At 35.3% G+C, this 25197-nt stretch carries 21 protein-coding genes and 1 other RNA gene; 7 read left to right on the forward strand and 15 right to left on the reverse strand.

Going from position 1 to position 25197, the window contains the following annotated elements; translation table 11 throughout:
- Positions 1 to 65: 65 nt before the first annotated feature.
- From I583_RS07480 to I583_RS07495, 4 genes are all read left to right on the forward strand, one after another.
- Complete coding sequence (locus tag I583_RS07480; protein ID WP_010761107.1) at positions 66 to 1298, forward strand: SPFH domain-containing protein; 1233 nt, start codon at positions 66 to 68, stop codon at positions 1296 to 1298.
- A 119-nt stretch (positions 1299 to 1417) separates the two neighbouring features.
- Positions 1418 to 2587 (forward strand): hypothetical protein, encoded by a 1170-nt coding sequence (locus I583_RS07485; RefSeq protein WP_010761106.1) that lies wholly within the window; start codon positions 1418 to 1420, stop codon positions 2585 to 2587.
- Complete coding sequence (locus I583_RS07490; protein ID WP_010761105.1) at positions 2584 to 3387, forward strand: TPM domain-containing protein; 804 nt, start codon at positions 2584 to 2586, stop codon at positions 3385 to 3387. The genes I583_RS07485 and I583_RS07490 overlap by 4 nt, the downstream gene beginning before the upstream one ends.
- Positions 3388 to 3704: 317 nt before the next feature.
- Positions 3705 to 4250, forward strand: coding sequence for a DUF5067 domain-containing protein (locus tag I583_RS07495; RefSeq protein WP_010761104.1), 546 nt, complete (start codon positions 3705 to 3707; stop codon positions 4248 to 4250).
- Between the two features lie 440 nt (positions 4251 to 4690).
- Here the strand turns inward: I583_RS07495 and ffs are convergent.
- Both ffs and tadA read right to left on the reverse strand, forming a co-directional pair.
- An RNA gene (ffs, locus tag I583_RS16465) (signal recognition particle sRNA small type) lies at positions 4691 to 4788 on the reverse strand.
- Between the two features lie 37 nt (positions 4789 to 4825).
- Positions 4826 to 5338, reverse strand: a complete 513-nt coding sequence (gene tadA, locus I583_RS07500) for a tRNA adenosine(34) deaminase TadA (RefSeq protein ID WP_010761103.1) — start codon at positions 5336 to 5338, stop codon at positions 4826 to 4828.
- Between the two features lie 69 nt (positions 5339 to 5407).
- Between tadA and I583_RS07505 the strand changes: the two genes are divergently transcribed.
- Positions 5408 to 6262 (forward strand): helix-turn-helix domain-containing protein, encoded by an 855-nt coding sequence (locus tag I583_RS07505; protein WP_010761102.1) that lies wholly within the window; start codon positions 5408 to 5410, stop codon positions 6260 to 6262.
- Between the two features lie 56 nt (positions 6263 to 6318).
- Here I583_RS07505 and I583_RS07510 read toward each other — a convergent pair whose 3' ends face one another.
- Entirely contained in the window at positions 6319 to 6654 is a 336-nt protein-coding gene (locus I583_RS07510) for a hypothetical protein (protein WP_010761101.1), read from the reverse strand.
- An 82-nt stretch (positions 6655 to 6736) separates the two neighbouring features.
- Positions 6737 to 7441 carry a zinc metallopeptidase gene (locus I583_RS07515; protein WP_010761100.1) on the reverse strand — a complete coding sequence of 235 codons (705 nt, stop codon included), beginning with the start codon at positions 7439 to 7441 and terminating at the stop codon, positions 6737 to 6739.
- 180 nt (positions 7442 to 7621) lie between these two features.
- Here I583_RS07515 and I583_RS07520 point away from each other — a divergent pair, with 180 nt between their 5' ends.
- Entirely contained in the window at positions 7622 to 7978 is a 357-nt protein-coding gene (locus I583_RS07520) for a YxeA family protein (RefSeq protein ID WP_010761099.1), read from the forward strand.
- Between the two features lie 52 nt (positions 7979 to 8030).
- Here I583_RS07520 and I583_RS07525 read toward each other — a convergent pair whose 3' ends face one another.
- Together I583_RS07525 and treP are read right to left on the reverse strand one after the other, a co-directional pair.
- A complete protein-coding gene (locus I583_RS07525) occupies positions 8031 to 9035 on the reverse strand; it encodes a nucleoid-associated protein (RefSeq protein ID WP_010761098.1) in 1005 nt (334 codons plus the stop codon).
- Positions 9036 to 9247: 212 nt separating this feature from the next.
- Positions 9248 to 10717: a PTS system trehalose-specific EIIBC component gene (gene treP / locus I583_RS07530; protein WP_010761097.1), complete on the reverse strand. Its 1470-nt coding sequence runs from the start codon at positions 10715 to 10717 to the stop codon at positions 9248 to 9250.
- Between the two features lie 266 nt (positions 10718 to 10983).
- Here treP and I583_RS07535 point away from each other — a divergent pair, with 266 nt between their 5' ends.
- A complete protein-coding gene (locus I583_RS07535; RefSeq protein ID WP_010761096.1) occupies positions 10984 to 12348 on the forward strand; it encodes a TrkH family potassium uptake protein in 1365 nt (454 codons plus the stop codon).
- A gap of 566 nt (positions 12349 to 12914) precedes the next feature.
- On the opposite strand, the gene I583_RS07540 is transcribed toward I583_RS07535, so the two are convergent.
- The 9 genes from I583_RS07540 to lanKC form a co-directional block, all read right to left on the reverse strand.
- Positions 12915 to 13115: a cold-shock protein gene (locus tag I583_RS07540; protein WP_010761095.1), complete on the reverse strand. Its 201-nt coding sequence runs from the start codon at positions 13113 to 13115 to the stop codon at positions 12915 to 12917.
- A 411-nt stretch (positions 13116 to 13526) separates the two neighbouring features.
- Positions 13527 to 14003 (reverse strand): arginine repressor, encoded by a 477-nt coding sequence (argR, locus tag I583_RS07545; RefSeq protein ID WP_010761094.1) that lies wholly within the window; start codon positions 14001 to 14003, stop codon positions 13527 to 13529.
- Positions 14004 to 14027: 24 nt separating this feature from the next.
- Positions 14028 to 15485, reverse strand: coding sequence for a YfcC family protein (locus tag I583_RS07550; protein WP_010761093.1), 1458 nt, complete (start codon positions 15483 to 15485; stop codon positions 14028 to 14030).
- An 84-nt stretch (positions 15486 to 15569) separates the two neighbouring features.
- A complete protein-coding gene (locus I583_RS07555; protein ID WP_010761092.1) occupies positions 15570 to 16262 on the reverse strand; it encodes a Crp/Fnr family transcriptional regulator in 693 nt (230 codons plus the stop codon).
- A gap of 61 nt (positions 16263 to 16323) precedes the next feature.
- The gene (gene arcC / locus I583_RS07560) at positions 16324 to 17265 is read right to left on the reverse strand and encodes a carbamate kinase (RefSeq protein ID WP_010761091.1); all 942 of its coding nucleotides are present in this window, start codon (positions 17263 to 17265) and stop codon (positions 16324 to 16326) included.
- Between the two features lie 41 nt (positions 17266 to 17306).
- The gene (argF, locus tag I583_RS07565; protein ID WP_010761090.1) at positions 17307 to 18329 is read right to left on the reverse strand and encodes an ornithine carbamoyltransferase; all 1023 of its coding nucleotides are present in this window, start codon (positions 18327 to 18329) and stop codon (positions 17307 to 17309) included.
- Positions 18330 to 18730: 401 nt separating this feature from the next.
- Positions 18731 to 19954 carry an arginine deiminase gene (arcA, locus tag I583_RS07570; protein WP_010761089.1) on the reverse strand — a complete coding sequence of 408 codons (1224 nt, stop codon included), beginning with the start codon at positions 19952 to 19954 and terminating at the stop codon, positions 18731 to 18733.
- Positions 19955 to 20436: 482 nt separating this feature from the next.
- Positions 20437 to 21849, reverse strand: a complete 1413-nt coding sequence (locus I583_RS16300; RefSeq protein WP_010761088.1) for a metallophosphoesterase — start codon at positions 21847 to 21849, stop codon at positions 20437 to 20439.
- A 717-nt stretch (positions 21850 to 22566) separates the two neighbouring features.
- Positions 22567 to 25197: a class III lanthionine synthetase LanKC gene (lanKC, locus tag I583_RS07580; RefSeq protein ID WP_010761086.1), complete on the reverse strand. Its 2631-nt coding sequence runs from the start codon at positions 25195 to 25197 to the stop codon at positions 22567 to 22569.

The raw sequence follows: 25197 nt of genomic DNA on the forward strand, positions 1-25197 counted from the left end.
TTAGCCATGCATAAGGTCTCTTCAAGACGACTCAGCTAGGCTTTCAATTTTAGGAGGGATTTCAGATGGGAATTATAAAAGCAGCAACAAGTACTATCGGTGGAGGCTTAGCTGATCAGTGGATCGAAGTTATCGAGCCTGATAATATGGGCGATACGACGGTTATGACAAAAGGTGTTTTTGTTCGTAAAAATGATAAACGTGGTTCAAATCGCAAAGGAACCGAAGATGTTTTAACAGACGGTTCTGTTATCCATGTCTATCCAAACATGATGATGATATTAGTCGATGGCGGTAAGATTATTGACTATACTGCAGAAGAAGGATACTACACTGTTAAAAATGATTCAGCGCCTTCAGCATTCAACGGGTCATTAAAAGATGCAATCTCTGAAACATTCGATCGCTTTAAATTTGGTGGTGTAACACCTCAAAAACAACAAGTATTTTATATCAATTTACAAGAAATCAAAGGGATCAAGTTTGGGACATCGTCACCAATCAATTATTTTGACAATTTTTACAATGCAGAACTATTTTTACGTGCACATGGGAATTACTCAATCAAAATTACTGACCCGTTGTTATTTTTTTCAAATGCGATTCCTAGAAATAAAAGCCAAGTTGATATCAATGATATTAACGAACAATACTTGGCAGAATTTTTAACAGCACTACAATCTGCGATCAATAAAATGTCTGCTGACGGCGAACGTATTTCGTATGTACCATCTAAAAGTTTAGAATTAAGTAAATATATGGGGCAAGCGTTAGATGATGAATGGCGCGAGTTACGCGGTATGGAAATTGTTTCTGTTGCTGTAGCCAGCATTTCTTATACAGATGATTCTACTAAATTGATCAATATGCGTAACCAAGGTGCCATGCTTAGTGACGCTAGTGTTCGTGAAGGGTATGTGCAAGGCTCGATGGCTCGTGGAATGGAAGCAGCCGGAAGTAACGAGGGTGGTGCCATGAATGGCTTTATGGGTGTTGGCATGGGAATGAATACAAGCGGGAACTATTTTGCTCAAGCCTCTCAAACCAATCAACAACAAATGCAGGAAAAACAAAATCAGCAAAACGCTCAAGGTTCTTCCGATACTTGGACCTGCCCACAATGCGGAACTGAAAATAATGGTAAATTTTGCTCAAATTGTGGAACACCTAAACCAACGAATGAAAAACCTAAATTAGAAATGAAATGCAGTGAATGTAGCGAAGTTGTTGATTTATCTAATGGTATTCCAAAATTCTGTCCACATTGTGGCAAACCGTTCCAAGGTATTCCTTTATAAAAAATGATTAGGGCTAGGCGACCGTGTCCTGCCCTTTTTCTATCTAATTTAAACACTAAAAATTTGTATTAGAATCAAGTTACGATAATTTTAATGAATTTTCAAAGAAAGGAATAATCATGACGGATACATTTACACACAAATGCCCAAATTGTGGCGGACCTTTGTTATTCGACCCTAAAGATCAAAAATTTCATTGTGAATACTGCTTAAGTGTTTATACGGAGGATGAAGTCACCGCTTATGAAAAAACGCAGCACGAAGCACATTTAGAAAGCCCTAAACAAGCCTCTGAACCAGAACTTACATTTTCAGCCGATTCACAAGTAGACGAAATGACGGTTGAGGAAAAAGAAGCTTTTAAAGAAGCAACTGGAACTGACGGAATGGAAGAGGATACATTGGAAGGCGCAATGGAATTATTCAATTGTCCAAGTTGCGGTGCGCAAATCGTCACCGAAGCCACAACTGCTGCTACTTATTGTTATTATTGTCACAATCCGGTTGTTTTAGCTGGACGACTGACTGGAAATTTCCTACCCGAAAAAGTCTTGCCATTTGCAATTGAAAAAGAAGAAGCCGTTGAGAAGTTTTTGGCTTGGACAAAGAAAAAATGGTTTATTCCTAAAGACTTCTTCAATAAAGAACAGATCGATAAAATGACTGGTGTCTATTTCCCCTACTGGGTTGTAGATGCTGAAATTGATGGTCAAATGCAAGGTATGGGGACAACAATTCGCATCTGGCGTATCGGTGACATTGAGTATACTGAAACAAAACAGTTCGATGTCCAGCGTAAAGGGAAGATTTCATTTAAGGAATTGATCAAAAATGCGCTCTCTAAAAATGTCCAACAAAAAATGGTTGAAGCCGTTCAACCGTTTATATTAGATAAAGCCGTATCGTTTAAAAGTCAATATTTGGCTGGATTCCAAGCGGAAAAACGCGACATTGAATATGATGCAATCCAACAATCTATCCAAAGTGAGCTGAAAAATTACTCCGAATCTATTCTAAGAGATACAGCTTCCGGCTATACTACCCTAACAAAATTACAAACAGATATTTCCTTAGAAAATGAAGAAAATCACTATATGCTTTTGCCGATTTGGGTCGTGACCTATCGCAGCAATGAGCAGTCTAAAAAAGTCTATTACTACGCTATGAACGGTCAAACTGGAAAAGTCAGCGGTATTTTACCTGTAAGTTACAAAAGATTAGGATTGTTTACTTTTGGAATTTTTGCTACAATTTTAGCTATTTTCCTGATTGGAGGGTGGTTTATATGAGAAAGCTTGCTTTTAGCTTATTTACCGCTATTTTTATACTTTTCGGCTTTTCAATGGATGTTCAAGCAGCAGAAGATTCGATTGATGATCAAGCTTCACTTTTTACATCTCAAGAGATTACTCAGTTAAAAGAAGCGATCGTCCCTATCGAAGCCAAGACAAAAGCTCGTGTTTTCATTGTAACAAATACTGATAATGATATTGATTCAAAACGCTTTGCGGATTATTATATGCTTGATCGTATTGGCAAGGATACGAATGGGATTACTTTTTATTTTGATATGAATCAGAGAAAGTTTATAATTTCAACTTCTGGGAATATGATCGATTACTTGGATGATAAACGAATCAATAAAACCTTAGATGAAATTGAGCCTAGTATGATCGCTGGTAATTATTTTCAAGCAGCTCAAAGTTTCCTAAACAATACCAGTCATTACTTTGATCAAGGCGTTCCAGGAGGGCATTACCGTGTTGATACTGAAACCGGGAAAATCACTCGATATAAAAGCTTGACTAAAACAGAAATTATTATTGCTTTTTTGGCAGCAATGTTATTAAGTGGCATTTTCTTTGCTGTTAGTATTTCAAAATATCAATTAAAATTTGGGACATACAAGTACCCTTTTAGAGAAAAATCTAGTCTTAATTTAACTAGCAGAAATGATGTACTGATCAATTCATTCGTTACTACTCGTCGTATCCCTAGAAACAATTCCAGCGGTGGTGGTTCTGGTGGTGGAAGTAGCACTAACTCCACTGGTGGAGGAACATTTGGCGGCGGCGGTCGCAGTTTTTAAATAAACTAGCGTTTAATAAAATCCCCATTCAACAATGATGAGCATCGTTGTTGAATGGGGATTTTATTATGTCCTTTCATAACACTAGCAATACTGCTATCTTCTTTATATCAATAAACGAATATTTTATCTATAAATCGGATGTTTTCTACTGGTATTTTTTTATTTTTCAAATAATTGGTTTACTAACAAAAGTCACCTTGTTATTTAGCAAAATACAAGGTAGTATAGAGTAAAATAGCCCTTAAATAAATGATTTAGCTTTTATCTTACTTGGGCCTTCTATAACCATTATTTTATAAAGTGAGGATATATTGATGAAAAATTTACTAAGTTTAGGAGTCTTAACATTATGCAGTGTAACCTTAGCTGCTTGCACAGGAAATAACAACTCTACTAACGAGAAAAAATCTGAACATACAGCAACTTCCCAAAAGAAAACTGACGAAGTCTATTTTAAAGATGATACCTTAAAAATAGATATGGCAACCTTGAAAATACTTTCTACTGAGGTATTACAAGCCGATGAAAGCCTATATAGAGAAAAACCTCAATTAGCGATTACCTATGAGGTTACTAATGACAGCGATGAGCTTATTTCTGCCTCTACTGTCTGGATAGCTTGTATGGGACTGACTCAAGAAGGTGAAAACACAATCAATAAGCTAACTGTTGGTATGACGCCACAAGATGAAAAATTTACTGAATACACAGAACATCAATTAGATGACATAAAACCTGGTGGTACAGCCAAAGCAGTCATCTCTTATGATTTAGAGGATACAGAAACACCAGTTAAATTAAAAGCAAATCAAGGAATGGCTGGAAAAGAACTGGGAAAAAGAATGATCAACTTAAAATAATAATTGATTGAAATGTAAAACTAAAAAAACAGGGACAGCAGTCGTAATTCCATTGACTACTGTCCCTATTCTTAATGATCAACGATTTGTTACTTCGTTATTATCCAAAAATCGTTGCATTCGTAAAAAAGTATCGTCTTCTCAAATAAATTGATTTATCTGTGGAACTAATCTTTTAAAATATTATGATTCAACGTGATTGTTTAACGCTTTTTCATTCGGCCACTCTTCGATAAAAATAAAATGACCGGGGGCAGTTTGATCAATATGCAACACTTTGAGATTCTCTCTTTGTTTTTCTACTAGCTTTTTATATAGAGGATAGAGGGACAACTTTTTCAATATGTTCAAGTTTAATAAAATCTTCGGCAATTAATTTCAACATATCTGTTCTTCATTTCTGTTATTTTTTAGACAAAAAAAAGGCCTAACAGCCTTGTTAAATCAACTATTCATTCAGACACATGGCGGCACCTACTTAGTGCTGCTTCCTTCCGGATCTGACACGCTTCGTAAGCCCACCATTGTCCTAGCCTTTCGGCAAGATTTAGTATACCGCATTTTTTGATGCTTGGCTAGTCTTTCTGTTGATTTTTTAAAAATTTCTTTTCTTCTCTCAGTGTTCTAAAAAAATTTGAAAGCAAATCACCGCATTCTTGCTCTAAAATTCCCGATTCAACGTAAGCAACATGATTGAATCGCTCATCTTCCAAGAGATTCATTAAAGTACCAGCTGTTCCACCTTTTGGATCCTTTGCCCCATAGTAAACTTCGTTGACTCTAGAAAGAATCATTGCACCGCTACACATAGGACACGGCTCTAACGTGACAAATAATTGAGCACGTTCTAAACGCCAGTTTTCAATCGTTGCACAAGCTTGTTTAATAGCATAGATTTCTGCATGAGCCGTTGCATCTTGGCTCTCTTCTCTAAGATTATGTCCACGACCAATAATTTCTCCATCCAAAACAATAATTGCACCAATCGGGACTTCTTTAATGGCTTCCGCTTTTTTAGCTTCCTTGATGGCTTCTGTCATAAATTTTTCTTTTTCTTCGATCGTTAAACTGCTTGTCTTTTCATTCAAGCGATTTCCGCCTCTCGTTCTTTATACTTTTCCCTCATTCATGGTACAATAAACTAGTGAGGTGTGTCTATGACTATTGAAGAATTAATTGAATTGTATCCCGCAGGTAAAATCCAACAAACAAAAGCCACAAGCGAAGCTCTTTCATTACCGGTCAACGGAAAATATTTTGTCCTTGCCAAAGAAGCACTACAAGAGACAGAAATTCGTTTATTGGAAACCTTATTTCCTGCAAAGGAATATTTTGTCAATCAAAAAAATCATCCTTGGTTTGGCTATTTATTCGATCAAATGCCTATTGATGTTGACGGGACATTTCGTATCATGCAATTTCAACTCAAAAAACCGAAAGCGTTTTTACAATCAGAATGGGAAAATAGCATCACAGAAATCTTCCCTAATCTCGATGATTTCTTTTTCACTACTGAAAATGATGGCGTTTTAATAGAAAAATACGCCAAAAATCACTATACCTTAGAAGAGCTCCAAAGTATATTCTTAACATTAGATGCAGATTTTGATTCTTCGACGACTGTTTATGTAGGAAATTTCTTCTTAGCTAGTGATGGTATTTTGACATTATTCCAAGAAGAGCAACAAATTTTTAAAGCAGAAGTAGACAATCTTAAGGTTAAATCCACCTTTTCTTTGTCTGATGTGGCTTTGCATTATTTCACTAAAGAGGCAATGAATCAAAGCAAGATCGTACAAACATTTGCCAAACAACTGGTTTTAACAAGTGAACTTCAAAAAATCATCCTTGCTCTTTGGCATAATCAAGGCAATATTAGTTCAGCTGCCAAAGATTTATACATGCATCGTAATACTCTTCATTACCGTTTAGAAAAATTCTACGAGCAAACAGGACTTTCTTTAAAGAGAATGGATGATCTTGTATTTTGCTATTTATTGATCACAAAATAAAATAAGAGTGACTGGGACATAACTCTATGAGTCATACACCTCAGTCACTCTTATCTTTACATCATTTCTTCAACAAAACTGACTAAACGATCTTTCAAATTCTCCGTATTGTCTTTTAAAGATTCTCCGTAAGAAGAGATTTTTTTTCTACCGTCTTTGACCTTACCTAAAACGTTCATCATAGAATCAAGCTCATCATCAGATAAATCATCTACAATTCCTAGCAATTTTTCATTGCCGCCAAATTTATCGTTTACAAATTTTTTTGCTTTAAAACGATTTGAGACATGGTACACTTTTTTTACAATTTTCTCAGATGCGATCACCGCAACTGAAACACCTGCTACCGCAGCAATACTTAAACCGATACTAATTTTTGTTGATGTTTTCATTCTCTTCAGCTCCTTCTTACTATCTATTCTTATGATAACACACTCTTAAAAATTGAGGTAATAAAACAAAACATCGCAAATTTTAATCTCTACGATTGTTACCACCAAACAAAATAATCAAGCGAAGTAATTGTAAAAACGTAGCTAAAGCTGCTGCCACATAAGTCAAAGCTGCCGCAAATAAGACTTTTCTTGCCATAGGTACTTCTTCTTCTGTCAAAATATTGCCATCTGATAGAATTTTTAACGCTCTACGAGACGCATTAAATTCCACTGGTAAAGTAACTAATTGGAAAAGTAATGCCAATGAGAACGCCAATATTCCAATATTGATCAATGTCTGGTTCCAACTAAATAACACACCGACTAAAATAATTGGAAATGACAATGCCGAGCCGAAATTCGCAACAGGGACGATAGCTGCACGAATTTTTAATGGACTATAACCCGTATGATCTTGTACCGCATGACCACATTCATGTGCTGCTACACCAATTGCAGCAACTGAAGTTGATTGTGCTGTCGCTTCAGATAAACTTAATATTTTATTACCAGAATTATAATTATCAGTTAAATCGCCTGCGATTTGTTGAACACCAACATCATTGATTTGTTCTTTTTTCAAAATATATTGCGCGGCGTTTGTACCTGTTACATTATTCCGACTTTGAATTTTATCATATTTTTTAAACGTACTATTTACGTATGCTGATGCAGCCATTGAAATCAACAATCCTACAATTACTAGGATATATGTTGGGTCAAATATTGCATAAAAAGGCATCATTTTTATTCCCCCTATTCTTTTCTATATTGTATCATGAGTTTCTAAAAAAAGTGTAACTATTACTTGACGAATTTATGAACTCCAAAATTCAATTTCTAACAAAATTGTCACATTATTTTAAGTCATTTCAATGGCATCCCAACTAAAAAAAAGGCATACTACATTTAAGAGGTGACTATATTGAAAAAATTTCTACTTTTTATCCTGCCATTCACTCTTTTAACTGGCGGTATCTGGTTTGGTTATAATTATTATTTTGGCGGCAAAGACTACTATACTCGTGTGGAAGCACCAAATGAAGTAAAAACAGGAAACTTCTCAAATGGTGAAAAATATACAGAATATGATTACATACAAACTGCCTATAATAAACAAGGTGAAAAAACAGTGCAGAAGACATACGAAATTAGAGATAAACCATTACGAATCAATGCTTACTTAAAACTAAAAGTCAATCCTAGAAAAGGCGTGCTCAGCTGGGAAGAAGTTCCTGAGACGGCTGTTCCGAAAAAAGCACTTGAAAAATTGTCAGAGTAACATTAAATGATTTAAAAAAACTCCTCATCAAGTTTGATGAGAAGTTTTTTTATTATAGTTGATTGCTAATTTTTTCAATGTTTTTCAATACGATCGAGACTGTTCCATCAGGATTATTAACAAATTCGATTAAGTCCCCATTTCGATATACTTCGATTGGAACAATCAATTCAATCCCATTACTCATCTTTAATTTTTGCTTACCAAACTTTTTCTCTGAAATTTCTCTAGCTTCACGAACAGGCGGCGTTTTATCAACAAACTTCGATTCATTGACCTCATCTTGGTAAGCCATGCGTGCCGAAATATTTTCTTTAAAAACCAATTCAGCTACTTGCTCATTGTCAATTGTTCCAGTTTCTTCAATGCTTTCATAGACTGCTTCTTTCACAGATGCAATCAATTCGAATTCGTCTTCATTGAATTTTTTACCAATCCGTTTTACGGCTTTTTTAATTTCTTTCATGTTTTCTTCTATAGAAGGTGCTGGTTGTGATTCAATTACTTTCTCAGAAAAATACCAAACTTTTTCCCCTGAAAACTCATAACGTTTTTCTAAAAGCTCATATGCTAAAGTATCTAAGTTGACGGTCATCCCTTCATCAGGCTTTTGTGATTTTGAAGGTAAAATAGCTCGGTTGATGATCAATTTGTTATAAACAGCCTCATCTTCATAATCTACATAGTGAGTGTAACTTTCTTTGTAATTTAATTTGATCATTGCTAAATGCATCACTGTATCTAATTCATATAAAATAAAAAGAACATCCGCACTTGGCGCATCTTCACTCCCTGAATAAACATCATACCAATGCTGAGCTAGTTGCTGACTTTTTTGAATAAAGTCATTAGGAATACCTCGCATTTTATCAACGAATGAACTTTCCTCTGCTAAAATACCTGTTTTCGTTTGAGCCGTTGACAGCTTTGTTATTTTGCTTGTTAGATAAACGCGAATATATTCTGTCGTTAAATCTAATTCTTTTGCTGAAAATACCGGAGTTCCGGTTTCACGATCAATAATGTGTAAAATTGCACTTTTTAAATAAATATCCATCTGTCATTCTCCCTTTTATTAAGCCCTATTTAGTCTACCCGAAAGAAACAAAAAAGCCAACTATTTTATTGATTTAAACATGAAATATCTCGTGAAGTTCTTATTAAAAATAGCTCTATCTATGATTGATTGGTTTAGGTAACAAAAAAAGCAAGGCAACAATTTTTTTGCCCTGCTCACTATTTCCTCTATTTATTTAAAACACTCTATTCCTATTGATTTTCTTCTACAAATAATTTCCCAGTTGCTTCATCGACAGGATCAAGTTTGTTAAAAATACCTTTTGTTCTGAAAATATAAGTTAAAACAAATGGAACAACAACTGCAATCAACATTGCGCCGAAAAATGCCAGATAATATTGAGGAACGATAGATAAAATACCAGGTAATCCGCCAACTCCAATACTGATTGCCTTAACATCAAACAGCGTTGAAAATAATCCAGCACATGCAGAACCGATCATTCCGGCAACAAATGGGTAAACATATTTCAAATTGATACCAAACATTGCAGGCTCTGTGACACCTAGATAACAAGAAATCATCGCTGGAATTGATACTTGTTCTTCTTCTTTGTTCCCTCTGTGCATAAAGACAACAGCCAATACAGCAGATCCTTGAGCAATATTAGACAATGCAATCATCGGCCAAAGGTTTGTCGACTGAAAATCAGCAATCAACTGTAGATCGATCGCGTTTGTCATGTGGTGCAGCCCGGTTATTACTAAAGGCGCATACATGAAACCAAATACAGCTCCAAATAACCAGTTAAGCGATGAGGTTAACCCAGCATTAACAATATCTGAAATCCAGCTTCCAATAGCCCAGCCAATAGGACCTAAGATTACATGTGCAGCAATCACTGTTGGAACTAGAGCAAACAGCGGGACGAAAATCATCGAAACTGCCTGTGGTATAACTTTTCTGAAAAATATTTCTAAATAAGCAAGTAAAAATCCTGCCAACATTGCCGGAATAACCTGAGCTTGATACCCTATCATGTTCACTTGAGCAAAACCAAAATCCCAAAAAGGAATATCAGCGGTAGCTGTACTTGCCACAGAATAAGCATTTAATAATTGCGGCGACACTAAAGTGATTCCTAAAACAATTCCAAGAATTTGAGTTGTGCCCATTTTCTTAGTGATACTCCAGGTAATACCTACAGGTAGAAACTGAAAAATTGCTTCACCAATCAACCATAAAAATGAATTTACACCACTCCAAAATTGTGAAACTTCAACAATTTTCTGTCCATCTAAAAAACCAAAAGGAATTCCTTCTAATACATTACGGAAACCTAAAATCAGCCCACCAATAACTAATGCTGGGATCAACGGTGTAAAAATCTCAGCTAAAACTGAAATCGCCCGTTGTACCGGATTTAGATTTTGTTTTGCAGCTGCTTTCCCCTGCTCTTTGGAAACGCCTTCAACTCCTGAAATAGAAGAAAACTCATTATAAAATTGTGGGACTTCATTCCCAATAATCACTTGAAATTGACCAGCGTTCGTAAAGGTTCCCTTTACAGAAGGTATCTTTTCAATTGCTGCAGTATCCGCTTTACTTGGGTCATTAAGAACAAAACGCATCCTAGTTGCACAGTGCGAAACAGCAGCGATATTTTCTTTTCCCCCTACATATTCTAACAGTTTTTTTGCATCTTCTTGAAACTTACCCATTTCCTTAGCTCCTCTCAATTAACTTGTATATACAATTCAGCTGTATTTGTATAATACTTTATTATTTCTTTTTTTACAAGCGTTTTCTTTTTAAAAACTAAAACTTTTTTCAAATCTTAGTCAAAAAACTAAAATCCTAAACCTTACCATGTAATGATTTATATTTTTTTAATTACTGGTAATTATTTCATAAAATGGTACACTTGGATTTATCAAATAAAAAATAAAAAAAATACTGTTCAGGTCAGTATTTTACCGAGGAAAAGATGAAAAAAAAGAAAATTACTAGCATTGTAAAAAAACGTTTATCAGCTGTTCAGGTTTTAGCTTTAGGATTTATTGTTTTAATTTTTATCGGCGGAGCTCTTTTATCCTTACCACTATTTTCACGTAGTGGTAACGCAACACCGTTTATTGATGCATTGTTCACTTCTGTTTCCGCGGTTTGTGTAACTGGTTTAACAACCGTTAACACGGCCTTGCATTGGAATGCTTATGGTCAGCTGATTATTATGATTTTAATTGAAATTGGCGGATTAGGCTTCATGACGATGCCTGTTCTTTTATATTTTATTTTACGAAAAAAAATTACTCTTAGTACCCGTATATTATTACGTGAGGCTCTTAATTTAGATGATATGTCGGGAGCCTTTCGCTTGATGATATATGTCGTCAAACTAGCAGCAATCATTCAAATTGTAGGGGCAATTTTACTTTCAATTCAATTTGTTCCTGAATTTGGCTGGAGGAAAGGTCTCTTTTTCGGACTGTTTCATTCTATATCAAGTTTCTGTAATGCTGGTTTTGATTTATTAGGTGATAGTTTGACTCCTTACCAAACAAATCCATTTGTATTGTTGGTGATAGGTGGCTTGATTATTTCCGGTGGTCTTGGTTTTATCGTTTGGCAGGATTTGTTACAATTAAAAAAGATACGTAGATTTTCTTTACACACTAAAATAGCCTTGATTACAACGTTTTCTCTGTTGGTTGGTGGCTTTATCTTATTTTTTGTCACTGAACATAACGCAAGTGATTTAACAGCTGGTACTAATTTTTTTGATCGGTTAGCGAATACTTTTTTCATGTCTGTGACACCCAGAACTGCAGGATATTATTCAATTGATTACATGCAGATGACAAATGCAGGACTGATTACAACCATATTTTTAATGTATGTAGGTGGAACACCCGGTTCTACTGCTGGCGGTCTTAAGACCACGACCTTTGCGGTATTGGTAATTCAAATTGTTTCAATATTTAAAGGACGTACACGGGCAGAATTTCAGGGACGAACGATTCGAAACAGTACTGTCTTTCGTGCTTTGACATTGTTTTTTATCACATTGACTTTATGTGTGTTTTCAATCATGCTCTTGACGATTACGGAAAATATTCCTGAATCCTCTGGCATAGAATATGTGGCGTTTGAAGTATTTTCTGCATTTGGAACTGTTGGGTTAACAATGGGATTAACCCCTGAATTAAGTGTTCTTGGTAAAGTTATTATTATGTTATTGATGTATATTGGAAGAGTCGGGATTTATACTGTTGGCTTTTCATTATTAACAAGAGGTCAAAAACAGCAAGCTAAATATAAATACCCAGACGAAAGTGTTATGATTGGATAAACTAAAAGATAAAAGAAACATCAAGATTAAAAATCTTGATGTTTCTTTTATCTTTTATTTATGGATCTATACTGATAAATAAAAAAATCCCACCTTCTATTGAAAGTGGGAAAAGGAGTTTTACTCTAAAGAGTAAAATGAAAAAATAAAAAGGGTTGTTGTTGGTATGTACTTATAATACTATTATTTGAATTAATTATCAACTATTATCCCTCGTATATACACTATTTTTTTAAAAATAAATTTAGAACGTTTTCTTTTTTGAAATAAATAAAAAAAATCCCATCTTCTTTCAAAGATGGGAAAAGGAGTTTTACTCTAAAAGAGTAAAATGAAAAAATAAAAAGGGTTGTTGTTGGTATAGTTGTATATTAACTTTAAATAAATAAAATTTCAAGTAATAAGCCTCGAAACTATACATAATTAAAATAATGTAGTCACAAAATCCTGTTTTTTTCAAATTTAAATTATTTCCAAACATCTAAACCATATATGGTGAGTTATTTTTGCGTTATTCTAAAAAAAACGACCTAATAAAATATTAGGTCGTTCTGAAAGTCTTTAAATTAGTTTTTTACGATATTTACTGCTTGTGGTCCACGTTGACCTTCTTCGATATCAAATGATACGCTTTGGCCTTCGTCTAAAGATTTGAATCCGTCACCTTGGATTGCTGAAAAGTGAGCGAATAAATCTGTTCCGTTATCTTGAGTAATAAAACCAAAACCTTTGTCTGCGTTAAACCATTTCACTGTACCTGTATTCATAAATGTGTTCCTCCTAGTGCTTTTAGCACGATTAATTTTTGCAATACCTTTGTGATAAAAAAAGAGGAATTAAAACACCCTTACGAATGAAATGACCTATTAATTTAAATTACAATTATACTACATTTGTTATTATACGATGCTATTAAATAGAAGTATACCTTTTTTTTCATTTATGAGAAAATACTAATTTAACTTGTTAGCCACTTCCTTATTTTCCTTAAAAAAGTAAAATCCCACCTCACAAGAGATGGGATAAGGATAGTTATTTGTTAAGGTATTGATTTTTCAGACTTACCTAGTCTACTATACAAAACCGAATCATGCAAATACATTTTATAAAACTTTTTCTTTTTTTGCAGCAAGTATGTTTTCCGATACGGCTCACATAAGATTTGGTGCCCATTATTACTAGTGTTTATTTTCACTTCTACTGCTATACAATACTTCAATTTTCTTGACAAAATTTTGTGCCAATTTCTCTGAATACGTGATGATAATGATCGTATCACTCCCTGCAACTGTGCCAGCAATTTCTTCATATTTTACTTCATCAATGTAATTAGTAATGACATCTGCTAGTCCATTTTCCGTATGAATCAACACAATAAAACCTACTTGTTCTATTTTTTTCAATGACTCTTGTAAAGATTCACGCAGCTTATTTTCACTATTTTTCTGAGATTCTTGATCTACAATGCTATACTTTATTTTTCCGTCTTCTTGATACGTTTTTACAATATATAATTCTCTAGCATCTCTTGAAATTGTTGATTGTGTTGCATTTACCCCATTTTTCCTGAGTAAAGCTAACAGCTCATCTTGTGTTTCAATCGTATTTTGTGTGACAAGCCGTCTAATGATTTTTTGACGTTCCTCTTTATTCATTTTCACACGTCCTCATTTTATAGACTATAACAACAACATAGCACCAATCAAGATCAAAAGATTCAGCAGACTTATAACAATAATTGGTTTCATCATAAATTTAGTCCATGTCGAGTACTCAATTTTAGAAATCTCTAAGCCTCCCATCACAACGCCAGATGTCGGTGTAATTAAATTTATCAAACCACAACCAGCTGTGAAGATCATTACCATAACATCGGGGCTTAACCCAATATTATGAGCTAGACCTCCCATTACCGGGATAGAAACATAAGCTAGTCCGGAGGTCGACGGAATCAAGAAAGATAGTAACAGGTACAAAACGTAGGCACCTATCACAAACAAAACAGGCGACAATCCTTGGAGTGCTGAAGCTGATTTATCTAATATGAATAAATCCAAATGAGTCGTTGCCATCAAAATAGAGGCACCTCTAGCGACAACTATGATCAACACAACAGATAAAATATCTTTTACCCCTTCGATAAATGTCGTGATTGTTTGTTTTTCTGATAATCCATATACAATAGCTATCACCAAACTCATCAAGAAAAACCACATGGCCAGATCTCCAAAATACCAATGACCAAAGCTAGTTCCCGTAAGATAAGAAGTCCAACCATTGAAAATATGAACCCCGAAAGACTCCCAAGGAATCAAGGAAACAACCATAATAAGAAACCCAAAAGAAAATATACTCAAAATAATCTTATGCTTTTTCGTGAATGGTAACTCTTTATTCTCATCTTGACCAAAATATTCCCTCATATCCGCTTGTTCTTGCAATGAAAGGATCGTTGACCCTTTATCTGCTTTCACTTTTTTGGCATATTTCATCATATAAAAAATTGAAAATGTCGTCGTTGTAAACCATAAAATCAATCCTATGATCAAAATTACTCCTGTGTTCGGTTTGATATCAATGCTTTTTAATGCATCCATGGCAACCCCTGTTGCAAATGGATTGACAGTGGAACCAATTACTCCAGATCCAGCTCCAAGTAACACCGTCCCCACAGCAACTAACGTATCAAACCCTGCAGCAACCATTGTCGCTGTGATCAATGCGTAAAAAGGCAATGTCTCTTCTGCCATTCCATAAGTCGATCCTCCGATAGAGAATAAAACCATCAAAATGGGAATAATAATCAATTCATTCCCCTTAAGTTTTCTAACAACATGTTGAATTCCAGCTTCTAAGGCTCCAGTTTTCGTAACAATATTTAAAAATCCGCCCAAAACTAAGATAAATACACAAATTTCAATGGCATCTTTAAATCCGTTAAAAGGAGACATGACCAAATCAGAAAGCTTTGCACCCACAACGTGATCAACAGCTTTTGTCCCACCAGAAGGAATGGTTGGTGTAAATGTTTGACCTGATAGAAACCAAGAAATGATTGTTAACGCAATAATGATAATAAACAAAATACTAAATGAAGATAAAGATTTTTTCTGCTTTTTCTGCTCTTTTTTGTCCATTGTTCTTTCTGTATGAAAACCATACTTTTCCTTTCAAATTTTTTCGTTCATTTCAAAATAAGAGGGGAAAAATACAGGGAAATGCTAGTCATGATCTAGCGAAAAGTAAGCTGGATCAAAAAAAATCAACTCTTTATGCAGATACTGGATTTTCTTTTTTTTAACCAGTTTCTTTATTACAAGGCTGGCCGTTTCTCTTGTCGTGCCACTGCTATGGGAAATATCATTCATTAGAATCGGATAGGGTATAACCACCTGATTAAAATAATTTTTTTCACCTAAATCATGCATTAAGATCGCTAGCGTATTTTTAACACGCTGAGAGGCACTAGAAGTTATACAGCTTTCAATTTTGAGCACATGTTTTTTTAAAGTCAAAGACACTTGGTTAAAATAAAACAGCAACTGCTGATTATTTCCCTGTATCACTTTTTCAAAAACTTTCGTTGAGAGATAACACACTTCAATATCTGTCATAGCGATCGCTGAGAAATGATAGTTTTTGTCTGTAAAAAGTCCAGTTAATGGAAATACCGCGCTGTCTTTGACAAAGTTCAAATAGAAAAGTGTACCGGTTTGATCGATTTTTTCAAATTTCACAAGCCCCTTTTTTAAAATAAACATACGGTTTCTTTCATCACCGGCATCAAAAAGAACTTGGCCTTTTTTATATGCTCTACAATATGAATTTTTCTGGATGACGATAGATTCTTCTTCATTTAATTCTGAAAAATAGGGACATCCTTTTAGTGAGTCATTCTCTTGTAATACTGTCATTTTCTTCAACTCCAACTTAGTCAATAATTTTCTCTACTAATGCTATAAAGACGGCAGTGTTCTATCCTTCAAAGATAACTTCTGTCCCTACCTCATGTTCACCAAAATCACTTAATTTTTCTAATGAAGTAATAATGGCTTTATTAGCAGGTTTGGCTTTTACATATTGAATTGCTGCCTCCACTTTTGGTAACATACTTCCTGGTTCAAATTGCCCTTGTTTTATATATTCTTCTAGCTGTTTTATAGTGACTTGTTTTAATTGTTGTTCATTTTCTTTGCCAAAATTTATTGCAACATTTTCAACCCCAGTCAAAATGACAAACAGATCAGCATCCGCCAATTCAGCTATTTTTTCTGAAGAGAAATCCTTGTCGATAACCGCTTCAACCCCAATTAATTCATTGCTCGTAACAGGAATACCACCGCCACCACCGCAAATCGTAATAATATCGTGTTTGATCATTGTCTTAATTACTTCGTGTTCTTGGATTGATATTGGTTTAGGGCTAGGAACAACTTTACGCCAACCACGACCGGCATCTTCTTTATATAAGGTATTATTTTCGCTCATTATGATTTGCGCTGCTTCTTTTGTTAAAAATGGACCGATCGGTTTGGTCGGATTGTCAAAAGCTGGATCATTTTCTGATACGATCACTTGTGTGACAAGTGTTGCAATTTCTTTTTTGATTCCAGCATCGTTCAACTCTTTGGCCAATGCATTTTCCAACCAATAACCAATGCTGCCTTGGGTCATGGCAACACAAGTATCTAGCGGCATCGCTGGATTTTCTTTAGAATCTGTAGCTTGTTGCTGGATCAACAGATTCCCGACTTGAGGACCATTCCCGTGAGAAATAACAAGTTGATAGCCTTTTTGAATCAACTTAACTAATTGTTTCGCCGTATAAGTCAATGCTTTTTGTTGCGCCTGTGAACTTGCATCTTTCGACAATATTGCATTCCCGCCTAGAGCGATCACAATTGTCGTTTTTTTCATAAAATCCCTTCTTCCTTTTTATTCATTATGATTGTTGTTGTTTAAACTTTGGGAATAAAAAGGTTACCTAAGGTTGCTGCCATAATTGCTTTGATCGAGTGCATTCTATTTTCAGCTTCTTCGAATTGACGTCCGTATTTACTTCTAAATACTTCATCTGTGATTTCCATTTCACTGATGCCAAATTTTTCTTTGACCATTTTGCCATATTCTGTTGTTGCATCATGAAAAGCTGGTAAACAATGTAAGACGATTAACTTACCATCGGCATTACCTGTTTTTTGGACCATGTCCATATTGATTTGATAATCTTTCAACACTCTAACTCGTTCTTCAAATTTATCTTCTTCACCCATCGAAACCCAGACATCTGTATAAAGAACATTCGCATTTTTAACGCCTTGTTCCACATCATCCGTAATCATGATTTCACTGCCTGACTCTGCCGCAAATTTTTTCGCATAAGCCACGACAGATTCTTCAGGAAATAGTGATTCTGGCGCGCATATTCTAACGTTTACACCTAAAATGGCTCCTGTTACTAACAAACTATTCGCCATATTATTACGCCCATCACCAACGTATACAAGTGTAATATCTTCAAGCGTACCAAAATTTTCTTTAATCGTCATATAATCAGCGATCATTTGCGTTGGGTGCCACTCATCTGTTAGACCATTCCAAACAGGAACGCCAGAGAATTTCGCCAAATCTTCCACAACTTTTTGACTAAAGCCTCTGAATTCAATTCCGTCAAACATACTCCCTAAGACCTTAGCAGTGTCTTCAACGGATTCTTTTTTGCCTAATTGAATATCATTTTTTCCGAGAAATTCAGGATGCGCACCCAAGTCAATTGAAGCAGTTGTAAACGCAGATCGTGTCCGAGTCGATGTTTTTTCAAAAAGTAGCGCAATATTTTTCCCTTCAAGATAATGATGTGGAATTCCTTGTTTTTTCAATTTTTTTAAATGGATAGAAAAATCGATCAAGTAATTTAATTCGTCTTTTGTAAAATCCTTTTCCGCTAATAAACTACGTCCTTGAAATACTGAATCTATCATAATAATTTTCCTCCTAAATTTAAAAGTGTAACAACTCGGTTAATCCTGTAGAAAATTAGGAAATTAACATTGAAGCGTTCTTTGCTTCACTGCTAATTTGTCTATTTTCATAAGGATTGATTTGTGCAGCTAGATAATGTTAAAAGTGTAACTGGCTCGTTCAGTCTCGATTGAAAAATAGGAAAATATGGTTGTGACGCTTTTTGTCATAGGCATATTTTATCTTTTTTCCGAGAGACTAGCCTGTGGAACTAGATAACCTTAAAAGTGTAACTGGCTCATTCAACCTCGACTGAAAAATAGGAAAATATGGTTGTGACACTTTTTGTCACAGGCATATTTTATCTTTTTTCCGAGAGGTTAGCCTGTGGAACTAGATAACATACGTAATTTTGCTCTCCTTAAATATCTGCTCGATCAAACGGCATGCTCATACAACGAGGACCGCCACGACCACGTACTAATTCACTGCCTGGAATATAATTTAATTTAACACCAGCTTCTTCTAATTTTTGATTTGTAATCGTATTCCGGTCGTAAACAACGACTTCGCCTGGTGCAATCGCTAATGTATTGGAACCATCATTCCATTGTTCACGAGCTGCTGCTGTTGGATTTCCACCACCGCAACGAATCAAAGTAACATGATCTAATTCAAGATATTTACATAAAATATGCTCCAACGTATCTGTTTCCTGTGAAATTTGTAATCCGTCTGATCCTTGAGAAATCGAATAAATCGTTAAGTTTCCCTCAATTTCTGGATGAATCGTGAATTTGTCATAGTCTACCATTGTAAATACAGTATCAAGATGCATGAATTTACGTTGTTCCCCAATATCAAATGCTAAAACACGTTCAAAACCTAAATCTTTTTCAAAAATATTTCTTGCTAGTTTTTCGATTGAGGTAACGTCCGTCCTTTGGGAGATCCCTACAGCAATCAATTTTTTAGAAAGAATCAACTCATCACCGCCTTCGATCCGAGTATTTTCATCTCGACTATAAACCATCGGCACCTGTGAATTTTTGAACATTGGATGATAAGCAAAAATATATTTTCCGTATAACGTTTCGCGTCTTCTCGTGACAGAGTACATCCGATTCAATGAAACACCATGCCCTATCGTCGCAAATGGATCTCGAGTAAAATACAAATTAGGCATTGGATCAATAATGAATGGATAATGGGAATCAGCAAGGTCAGATAAACTTGTTCTTTCTAATGATGTCAGCTCTGACTTTTGAATTCCTGCCATTGTCTTATCGATCAACTCTCTGTCATCTGAAATGGACATCAGCCGTTCTTTTATAAATTGCTTTGTTCGTTCTTCTTTGATGTCAGCTTCATTTAGGTACTCTGTTACAAAGCGCTCTTTGATAGCTGAGTCAGTCAGCGATTCTGCTGCTAAATCTTCTAAATAAAGAACGTCCACTCCTTTCAACCTCAGTGTCTCTGCAAAAAAATCATGCTCTTTTTGCGCTTGTTCCAGAAATGGAATATCATCAAAGAGAAGTGATTCCAGATAATCTGGCATTAAATTCTCTAATTCCTTTCCTGGTCTGTGCAACATTACAGTGTTCAATTTTCCAATCTCAGAAAAAACGTTAATTGGATTCTTCATCAAAATGCCTCCTTCTTTTGGTTCGTACTTAGATTAACAAAATGATAGCGTTCTCTTCTCAGTGTTTTTCGACTTTAAAAGACAAAGATGACCACATTATGCAAAAATGTTGTATATTTTTTCATACACAAAAATAAACTGATAAAAATGAGCTAATGGAATTTATACTTATCCTTTTTTTTCGAGATTATACACACTTTTTATTTAAAAATAATTACTAGGTGTCCCTATTCTTAATAAATGACGATTGATTTACTATTTTTTAATGGATAGAGCATGATTTGATTTTCTCATCTTAAGTAAAATTATCACACTAAAACGCAGTTATCTTATTTTAGCTTTACGTAAAAATAGAATAGCTACGCTTGATTTATGTATTTTTTGGCTTCATCCGCATTCATTTTCAAATAACAAATAGAGCTTGAGAGACAATCTTTGCGCTTTCCCCAAGCTCTTACTATGTTTACAGAACTATGCTAATTTTAGTTTTTCAAATTGATTTCGTAAATAAACTCTTTATTTCGCCAAGCGTTATTTTGTACTTTATAAATTTTCAAACTTTGATCATCGTATTCTGTAATTAAGAAACTTTTCTGTGTCGCTCCTCCAGATAAAAATACTGGTACATTACCAAAATAGGCTGGTGAATAATATTCCCCTACTTTGTCATGATAATGACCTGCAAAAACAGCTTTCACATTATATTTTTCAATCAATTGAATAAATTGTGCGCTTGGACCACCTTTCCAATCATCGGGTTTATGGACTCCAATCAACACTTTCATTTGGTTGTTCTTAGCATGATTCAAGGCGTTTTCAATGAAAGAAAAGTTAGGCTTTACACCAATTGGTGCAGGCCCCTTCCAAGATGTCGCTTGATAATCCATTGTTGGATAGTTGTTCAATTGTAAAAGTAATATATTCCCTGGAAGTCTAACTGCATAAGCATAACTTTTAATACCACCAATATCGCTAAATAAGACGTTACTTGTGTCAACATGATGGTATAATCTGTCCAAAGAGAGAGTAAAACAGTAATCTTCAGCACAGTCCCCTTGGTTATTTTCAATATCATGATTACCTAACCCAAAATAATATTTTTTGTTTAAAATCGGCAACAATTCATTTTCCATTTTTTTCCATTGCCATTCGTGACCATAAGCTGTGATATCGCCATTAATAACTACTTTCGCACTGCTTTTCGTGGCATTATAGGCATTGACACTTGTGTATTGTTCGCGAATTAAAGCAGCAGAATTTCCTTCTGCATCAGGATCTGTTTCTCCTCGATCCATTTTATCAGTCCATGGATACTGTGGGTCGGAAGTGAAAACGATGGCATGATTTTCTGATACTGGTGGTGTTAAATCATTGGAAATTTTAAATGTACTTCCGCCTCCAAAAGATAAGTCCACGCCATCTTTGGTTACGGCTAAACTAGGGTTGGGATAGTGACTGTTACGAATACCATAGGTACCGTTCGAATTTGCTTCTATCAACCATTTACTAGTCGTTTCATTCTTTGAAGTGATCTTGCCAAATGATATTTTTCCTTTATCGTCTGGATTCCATATATCTTTGTCCCAGAATAAATAGTCAGTCCCCTCATCTTGTTGCGATTTTAAACGGTACTCATTACTATTGGACATAACACTTGAATGCCAGATTTGGGACTTATCTCCTGACCATTTTCCCCACGAGGTTTTGCCATCTGCATATTGTAAAACTTCACCCGACCCGTCATTTTTTTCAATCTTAATATTGGTGTCATTTAAATTAACACTATATTCCGCTGCACTTGCTTTAGCAGGTAAAAATAGCACGAATAAAGAAACGACTGAAGCAACAAATAATAATGTGTTACGCCACAAAACTTTTTGGTTACAAAACTTCATTGTTCTTCCCCCTTTTAGGTTTAATCTTGTTTAAAATGGAGATTGGAATCAATTTAACGTATACGATACCAACCTCCATCAATTAAATTTCTAGCTTAATACTCAACAAGTACATGTTAAACAACTATGTTTACTTTCGAAAAAATCCGGTTCATACGCTACTCGTGTCGTTGATACACTTTGTAAAGCAAGAATTTCTTTCGCCAATAATACACGCCTTCTTTTGAGTGAAGTTAAACATTTTCGTTTTAGCAAACGCAAGTTAAACAACTGATACCGCTCGCAAAAACTTCATCTTCCCATGTTGCAACTTCAGATGTTACTTCTTGTAATGCAAGAATTTCTTTCGCCATGAATACACACCTCCTTTCGAGTGAAGCTGAAAAATTTCATTTTAGCAAACGCAAGTTAAACAACTGATACCGCTCGCAAAAACTTCATCTTCCCATGTTGCAACTTCAGATGTTACTTCTTGTAATGCAAGAATTTCTTTCGCCATGAATACACACCTCCTTTCGAGTGAAGCTGAAAAATTTCATTTTAGCAAACGCAAGTTAAACAACTGATACCGCTCGCAAAAACTTCATCTTCCCATGTTGCAACTTCAGATGTTACTTCTTGTAATGCAAGAATTTCTTTCGCCATTGAAATCCGCTCCTTTCAAGCTTTTATTTAGATTTTTGGGTTGGGGTATATCTATAAACCCAGGCAGATCATTTATTTTTTTAACGTTGGTAGGAAATCAAATGTATCTTCAATTATATTTGTAATCGTTAAAGCAACTCCAGCAAAACCAGAAAATACATCCATCGTTATTTTCGTTCCGTTATCGCCAGCAATAGCAAGACCTGTACCAATTTGTATAAGATGTGGCTGCAATCCCGTTACAAATGATTGGCTTATCTGTTCGGCATCGCCCAATTTCAATTGTCCGTTTATAAGCAATTGGCTTAATTTCAGACCGCTATAACCATTAAATAAACCTGGAAATACAGAAAAATTAGTTTCTAAAGCTCGGTATAACGGCAATTGTTTAGCACAATTCGCTTGCGTTATGTGTTCGCTATTTTTGGCTATCAACAGACCTAAACCCGCGCTTCCAGTTGCTAAATATGGTAACGATCGATGTTGCTGTTTGCATTGCAAAGTATTTTCTTGACTAACCACATAGTTAGTAAGCTCTGTTTGAATCGCCAAATTTAAGCAATCAATCAATAAATCGTCCTTGGTTAATTTGTACGCTTCGGCAAATAACCACCCTAAACCAGCATGTCCATAGAATAATCCTATTGTCTGTTCAGTAGGGTTATTCGTCAGTCGTCCGATTTGTTCTGCATGAAAAAATTGGTCAGGCTGAACTTGATAAGCGCGTGCAAGTTGTCTAAGTTTAATAAGTAGCAGTTCAGTATTTTCATCCGTTAGCCTTCGCTGACTTAAAAAATAGCTCCCCGTTAGTAAAATTCCTGCTAATCCGTTGTACAAATTAAAATTTTGACAGCCCTGAATCATCGGCTTAAAAAATTGGTTAAAATATTTCGTCGCCTGCTCCGTTTCCCCAAGTTGATCAAGTAGCCAGCACGTTCCCGCTAACCCATCAAATAAACCACCTTGTACTTGTTTCGTCAGTTGAATGTCATTTATAGATTTAGCAATGATTCTTTGTTTTGTTTCAGTTAATCTCCCTTGATCTCCTAATAAATTTTCGAGCTTACTATAAGCCCAAATGATCCCTAGATCGGAAAAGGCTATTCCCTGTTTACTTCTCGTCCCATAATAATGAACTGGAAAATGACGAAAATCATAATCGTGTTGCCACATTTGCATCACTGAATTCGCTCCGTTTAAAAGCTGTTTACCCCATGTCTGCATAGTTGAGACTGCACTTGACTGATTATTTTCTGATAAATAGGGCTGTAAAACTTTGTTAGCTGATGTGACTTCAATTGTTTGAACTTTCTTTTTTAATTCAGTCAACACCTTGACATACGCATCGATTTCATCTGCTTTGTAACCTAAGGTCTGAAAATACTGTTGTCCCGCACGTTTAGTTTGTTCCCCAAATTGATAGACTAAATCGGCTTGCAAAATGAGCGGATAGAATAAAAAATGAGCCACTTGAAGTACGCCATACCAATCAATTTTCTCCGGTGTCAACGCTTTCCCCCAAGCCCTAAATCCCGGTGCTGCCACTTGATGAAATGGTACTGAATGATTCGTAAAAAGCGCTTCTCCCCAATCAATCAACACCGCTTGTTCATCATCAGTGAGGATAATATTGCTTAAATAAATATCTTGATGATACACGTCACTTTTATGTGCTGTCTCGACAATTTCAACTAATTGGCTGACAATTTTTCGTATTTTTTGCAAATAATCCATTTGTTTGTTAGTTGAAAAAGGATAATGTCCTGTCACCCAGCGATTAAGCACTACACCTTCTACTTTTTCCATCGCTAAATACTGATGCTCCCAAACGTTACCATACCAACAATAATCGGGCACACCGCATACGTTGCTTAAAATTTCTAGTGCTTTTTTTTCTGCTGCTAAGCGTTCAGTTGCGTAAGTGCCATAATGATCAATACCAGTGTAAGGACGTGCTTCTTTCAAAATAATCTCATTTTTCGAATCTCCTAACACTGCATGATAAATCCCTCCACAATTGGAAAATTGAATGGCTGATTTTATCCTAAACGGCATATTTTTTTCTTCAGTATCTTCCTCATGTAACCAACTTTCCAAAAATTTGGGCACTTCAATCCCTTCTGAAAGATGAAACATAGCCTCACGCTGATCAGCTACTTCACCATAGCTCGTTTTAAGCTTACTGCTATCAGTCGGCATATTTTCATCGGGATATGAATCTCGAAAAACACCATATCGCAAGTAAATGGGTGCCTTTTTCCAACGTTTATCACTTAAAATATATGGACCAGAAAAACCAGAAAGTTTATTTTCCAAAGCCTCCAAAAACATTTCTAACTGTGCCTGATCTGGGTAGCAAGTAATAAATTTCCCGGAAAACCCTCTGTTGATCTGTTTGCCATTGCGAATTTTAAAGATTTTCTCAGTTGCTAAATGTTTAAAACAAACCTTGTTTTGAAAACAGACCTCTGCGGTTTTTTTGAGTATCGCTTCAACATCCATTAAGCTTGCACTAACATGCACTTTCCAACCTTGCCTTTGGATTTTTTTCTGTAACGGCAACAAAGTTGTCCATTCTTTATTACTTTTGATTTCATGCCAGCCAGCAGGTAAAGGGAGCGAATACGTGGTTGACGTATCTTTTGATAAATTATTTTCTCTGAAAAATAATGGATCTTCTATATAAGCATTAAATGAAGTCAT

Source organism: Enterococcus haemoperoxidus ATCC BAA-382 (assembly GCF_000407165.1).
Lineage (GTDB): Bacteria > Bacillota > Bacilli > Lactobacillales > Enterococcaceae > Enterococcus_L > Enterococcus_L haemoperoxidus.

Excerpts from the sequence above, each read along its gene's own strand:
- I583_RS16300 (WP_010761088.1), bottom strand. The coding sequence starts at position 21,849 with ATGAAGTTTTGTAACCAAAAAGTTTTGTGGCGTAACACATTATTATTT.
- arcC (WP_010761091.1), bottom strand. The coding sequence starts at position 17,265 with ATGAAAAAAACGACAATTGTGATCGCTCTAGGCGGGAATGCAATATTG.
- I583_RS07480 (WP_010761107.1), top strand. The coding sequence starts at position 66 with ATGGGAATTATAAAAGCAGCAACAAGTACTATCGGTGGAGGCTTAGCT.
- I583_RS07515 (WP_010761100.1), bottom strand. The coding sequence starts at position 7,441 with ATGATGCCTTTTTATGCAATATTTGACCCAACATATATCCTAGTAATT.
- treP (WP_010761097.1), bottom strand. The coding sequence starts at position 10,717 with ATGGGTAAGTTTCAAGAAGATGCAAAAAAACTGTTAGAATATGTAGGG.
- I583_RS07540 (WP_010761095.1), bottom strand. The coding sequence starts at position 13,115 with ATGAATACAGGTACAGTGAAATGGTTTAACGCAGACAAAGGTTTTGGT.
- I583_RS07555 (WP_010761092.1), bottom strand. The coding sequence starts at position 16,262 with ATGACAGTATTACAAGAGAATGACTCACTAAAAGGATGTCCCTATTTT.
- I583_RS07525 (WP_010761098.1), bottom strand. The coding sequence starts at position 9,035 with ATGGATATTTATTTAAAAAGTGCAATTTTACACATTATTGATCGTGAA.
- I583_RS07550 (WP_010761093.1), bottom strand. The coding sequence starts at position 15,485 with ATGGACAAAAAAGAGCAGAAAAAGCAGAAAAAATCTTTATCTTCATTT.
- I583_RS07535 (WP_010761096.1), top strand. The coding sequence starts at position 10,984 with ATGAAAAAAAAGAAAATTACTAGCATTGTAAAAAAACGTTTATCAGCT.
- I583_RS07505 (WP_010761102.1), top strand. The coding sequence starts at position 5,408 with ATGACTATTGAAGAATTAATTGAATTGTATCCCGCAGGTAAAATCCAA.
- I583_RS07495 (WP_010761104.1), top strand. The coding sequence starts at position 3,705 with ATGAAAAATTTACTAAGTTTAGGAGTCTTAACATTATGCAGTGTAACC.
- lanKC (WP_010761086.1), bottom strand. The coding sequence starts at position 25,197 with ATGACTTCATTTAATGCTTATATAGAAGATCCATTATTTTTCAGAGAA.
- I583_RS07510 (WP_010761101.1), bottom strand. The coding sequence starts at position 6,654 with ATGAAAACATCAACAAAAATTAGTATCGGTTTAAGTATTGCTGCGGTA.
- argR (WP_010761094.1), bottom strand. The coding sequence starts at position 14,003 with ATGAATAAAGAGGAACGTCAAAAAATCATTAGACGGCTTGTCACACAA.
- argF (WP_010761090.1), bottom strand. The coding sequence starts at position 18,329 with ATGATAGATTCAGTATTTCAAGGACGTAGTTTATTAGCGGAAAAGGAT.
- I583_RS07485 (WP_010761106.1), top strand. The coding sequence starts at position 1,418 with ATGACGGATACATTTACACACAAATGCCCAAATTGTGGCGGACCTTTG.
- I583_RS07490 (WP_010761105.1), top strand. The coding sequence starts at position 2,584 with ATGAGAAAGCTTGCTTTTAGCTTATTTACCGCTATTTTTATACTTTTC.
- arcA (WP_010761089.1), bottom strand. The coding sequence starts at position 19,954 with ATGAAGAATCCAATTAACGTTTTTTCTGAGATTGGAAAATTGAACACT.